Origin of the sequence: Cryobacterium sp. TMT1-3 (genome assembly GCF_004402315.1) — a bacterium.
Taxonomy (GTDB): domain Bacteria; phylum Actinomycetota; class Actinomycetes; order Actinomycetales; family Microbacteriaceae; genus Cryobacterium; species Cryobacterium luteum.
In genome coordinates this window covers 1-3843 of the sequence record NZ_SOFW01000001.1, presented here as the reverse complement: position 1 = coordinate 3843, position 3843 = coordinate 1, and the positions used below count along the sequence as shown (strand labels likewise).

General features: G+C 65.5%; 4 protein-coding genes. 2 read left to right on the top strand and 2 right to left on the bottom strand.

What is annotated here, in order from left to right; genetic code table 11:
- Together E3O25_RS17650 and E3O25_RS00015 are read left to right on the top strand one after the other, a co-directional pair.
- Positions 1-141, top strand: a 141-nt coding sequence (locus tag E3O25_RS17650; RefSeq protein WP_134360158.1) for a hypothetical protein, incomplete at its 5' end; no start/stop codon positions are given.
- A 204-nt stretch (positions 142-345) separates the two neighbouring features.
- On the top strand, positions 346-1014 hold the full coding sequence (locus tag E3O25_RS00015; RefSeq protein WP_166787751.1) for a DUF5134 domain-containing protein: 669 nt from the start codon (positions 346-348) through the stop codon (positions 1012-1014).
- Positions 1015-1223: 209 nt separating this feature from the next.
- Here E3O25_RS00015 and hisD read toward each other — a convergent pair whose 3' ends face one another.
- The gene (hisD, locus tag E3O25_RS00010; RefSeq protein ID WP_092106010.1) at positions 1224-2573 is read right to left on the bottom strand and encodes a histidinol dehydrogenase; all 1350 of its coding nucleotides are present in this window, start codon (positions 2571-2573) and stop codon (positions 1224-1226) included.
- 172 nt (positions 2574-2745) lie between these two features.
- The gene (locus tag E3O25_RS00005; RefSeq protein ID WP_134360157.1) at positions 2746-3648 is read right to left on the bottom strand and encodes a LysR family transcriptional regulator; all 903 of its coding nucleotides are present in this window, start codon (positions 3646-3648) and stop codon (positions 2746-2748) included.
- Between the last annotated feature and the right edge of the window lie 195 nt (positions 3649-3843).

Genomic DNA, 3843 nt, shown 5'->3' with positions numbered 1-3843 from the left:
GAAGACTGGCCCGTCATGCCCCGCCAAAACATCGGCTTCATGATCGAACCCCACGGCTTCTTCGACGAAAACCCCACCCTCAACCTCCCCGAGTCCGAGCCGGTCACGTCCGACGCGGCGCAGTGCTGCAGCGGACACTGACCTGATCACGCTTCGGGGGGAACCCACTGTGCAGGCGGCAGTGCTACCGAATTCCCCTCGAACTGATCAGATTTCGGGAACTGAATCAGGCTCCGGGTGATGACCCGGAGCTGGTATGGGAACAGCGCAAGACAAGCGGTCCCCAGTGCGGTTGCAGCCGCACTGGGGACCGAACCCGCATCTCGGCACAACCCAGTAGAAAGCGTGATTCGCGTGTTCGATCTCCCCGCAATTACCTGGACCCTCACAGCCGTCTTGTTGCTCAGCGCGTGCTTCTATGTGGTGCAAGCAACCCGGTCTCACCAGATCACGAACCGGGTCAACCACGCTCTCAGCGCCCTCATGAATGTCGTGATGGCGTCAATGCTGTGGCCCCTGGGTGCAACGACGATGCTGGTTCAGATCGCGGTTCTCGCCGGCGCGGCACTGTGGTTTGTGCTTCAGGCGGTCGCCAGACCCGAACTCAGATCCCTCTGCCCCAGCAGTCAGGACCGGTTGAAATGCGTTTACCACAGCATCTCCATGGCCAGCGCCGCACTCATGGTCGCAATGATGATGGGGCATGTCGCATCCGCTGGCCAAGGAATTCTGACCCAGAGTCACACTGCCCTGGCCAGCGCCCACCACGCGATGGCGACCGCAGCGCCCAGTACCGGCGGATTGAAGCTGGAAGCCGCCCCCCTTGTGGCGATTGCGCTGACAACACTCTTTGGAACAGCGGCCGTGGTTTTCATCGTCCTTCAGGTGCGGCGGCAGCTATCGAAAACCCCCCGCCGCAATTCGGCGCATCGAAGTCATTCCGTGCCAGCAGAACACGGGTTTGAAGCTCTCGGCGCGGCCGCCATGGCCGTGATGTTTGCCGCTATGGCCTAGTCCTCTGTGTATAGCTGGCTCGTGGCCCGAGCCCTCTGCCAGCGACACCGGCATGCTGAGCGAAAGTGCTTCTCTCTGACTGTTCACCCGAGCCTGATTGACGTGCGAACGTTGAGCATATGTATGCGAACGAGAACGAGTCACTTAACGCCGATTAGCCGTGGTTAGTGATTAACCACGGCCAATGACCTGAACGAATATTGCTTGAATTACAGGCTGAGTGCGAGCAGCTCAGCCTCGGGCAGCTCGTAGCGAGCCAGGCGCATCGTGGCCGTGGCGCTGTGGGCGCTCATGCCCTCGGAGTCGCTGATCACCTGAACGGCAACGGCGAGTTCAGGGGTTGCCTCCTTCGAGATGCGCTGGTAGGTCAGCGGCTTCACGAACCGGGCAGCCGACAGACCGGCGCTGTGCTTGGCACCACCGGCAGTGGGCAGCGTGTGGTTCGTGCCCGCCATCCCCTTATCGGAGTACGCCACGGTGCTCCACGCACCGATGAAGAGGGAGCCGTAGTTGCGCAGGTTCTCGTGGTACCAGTCGTCATCGCTCGTGATGATTTCGAGGTGCTCGGGGGCCAGATCGTCCATGAGGGTGACCGCGGTCTCGCGGTCCTTGGCGACGGTGATCGAACCGAAGTCGCGCCAGGCCGCCGAGAGGATCTCGACGGTGGAGAGACCGGCGATCTGACGCAGGATGGCTTCGTTGACCGCGTCGGCCAGGGCCTGCGAGGTGGTGACGAGCGCGGCCGGCGAGTTGGGGCCGTGTTCGGCCTGGCCGAGCAGGTCGGCAGCGACGATCTCGGGGTCGGCGGTTTCGTCGGCGAGTACGGCCACCTCGGACGGACCGGCGAGCAGGTCGATCGCAGCGGTGCCGAAGAGCTGGCGCTTGGCCTCGGCGACGAAGGCGTTGCCGGCTCCGACGAGCATGTCAACGGGCAGCTCACCGAGCAGGCCGAAGGCCATGGCGGCGAGGGCCTGCACGCCGCCGAGCACGAAGATGCGGTCGACGCCGCTCACGTAGGCGGCGTAGACGACGGCGTCATTGGCGCCGCCGTCGGGCTGCGGCGGGCTGCACGCCAGAACGGTGTCGACACCGGCGGCCTTGGCCACCCCGACGGTCATGAAGGCGCTCGCGGTGAGCGGAAAGCGTCCGGCCGGCAGGTAGGCGCCGACGCGGGTCACCGGAACGTACTTGACGCCGGTGACCAGGCCCGGGATCGGCTCGGTCTCGAAGTCGACCAGGCGGCGACGCTGCTCGAGGGCGAAGGCCCGGGTGCGCTCAGAGCCCAGGTCGATGGCCGCGCGCAGGTCGGGGGCCAGTCGGTCACCGCTCGTGCGGATGGTCTGGGCGTCGAGCTCGAAGGAGCGGCCGTCCCAGCGATCGAGCTTGCGGGCGTAGTCGCCGATGGCGTCGAGGCCGCGCTTTTCGATGTCGAGCAGCATGCGGCTGACGGTTTCGGCCACGGCCGGGTCGCGCTGGGCAGCAGGTGCGTTGACGGCGGGTACCTTCACGGTGGTGAACGAGCCGGCCAGGGACTGGAGAACTGAGGGTGTGAAGAGCATGGTTCGGAGTCTAGAAGAATCGGTATCAAAGGACAATGCCGCATAACACGTACCTGACATAGGGTCAGGCTATACGCAGGCATTGGACGGGTGGCTGTCGGTGATGAACTTCGGGACGGTGGCCCCTGCGCTGCTGGCCGGTCGCGTGCGGTTGTCGTCGGGGAGCGTGTGGCTAGAGGTTGGCGGAGTCGGAGAGCATCAGCTGGGCCAGGCGCGCGAGCTCGGCGGTGGCCGGCGAGAGCACGGTGTCCTCCCGCTGCACCAGGGCCACCGTCTCGAAGAACGGGTCGGCGAAGGACGTATAGAAGATTTCGGGCGGGCAGGTGCCGCTGTCGACGATGGTTTTGGAGACGAAGGTGTCGCCGGCGCCGGCCGCGACCAGGTTGAGGGCCGAGCTGGTCTGCTCGACCTCGATGCGCGCCTCGAGCGTGATGCCCTCGATCTGGGCCCGGTCGGCCAGCTGACGCCGGGTCGGGTCGCGCCAGCCGTAGTGAGCGTCGTAGAGAATGAGGTTGCGGGCGGCGAGGTCGGTGAGCGTGACCGGGCTTTTGACGTGGTCGGGATTCGCGCTGGCGTAGAGCACCTCGTCGCGCCGCAGCGGCAGAACCTTGAGTTCGGTGGTGTCGACCGGAAGCACGACGAGGCCAGCCTCGAGCTCGCCGACCTGCACCATGTGGGCGACCTCGACCGAGTTCACACCGAGCACCCGCAGCCGCACGCTCGGGTGGGCGGCATGAAACTGGGTCAGCAGATTGCTGAGCGAGTAGTAGTTGGCGTTGCGCAGCAGACCGAACGAGGCCACTCCCCCGGTGAGGGCGTTCACGGCCCGCAGGGCCCGGTCGGCCGCGGCGGCGCTGGCGACGGTCTGTTCGGCTAGCGGCAGCAGCTCGCGGCCGGCCGAGGTGAGGATGAGGCGGCGGCCCCCGCGCACGAACAAGCGGGTGCCATAGGTCTCCTCGAGACGCTTGACCAGCTCCGAGACCGAGGGTTGGGCCATCTCCAGCGATTCGGCGGCCGCGGTGAACGACCCGAGACGGGCCGCGGCGAGGAACACGCGGAGTTGGTTCAATGTCATAGGTTCACTCTATGGAAGAGGGGCGGGGTGGGGCTAGTTGGCGTTGGCTCGCGGTGGCCTCCGCTGCGCCGGCCCATGTTGCGCAACCGGGCCCACGATCTCTTGGGTTCTACTGGTCGTTGCAACACCCAGACTCTTGGGAGTTTGTATGACCACGTTAAACCCGACCAATGAGCCCTCGACCGACGAACAGAA

What these genes read in the sequence shown, in the direction of transcription:
- hisD (WP_092106010.1), bottom strand. Translation starts at nt 2,573, where the DNA reads ATGCTCTTCACACCCTCAGTTCTCCAGTCCCTGGCCGGCTCGTTCACC.
- E3O25_RS00005 (WP_134360157.1), bottom strand. Translation starts at nt 3,648, where the DNA reads ATGACATTGAACCAACTCCGCGTGTTCCTCGCCGCGGCCCGTCTCGGG.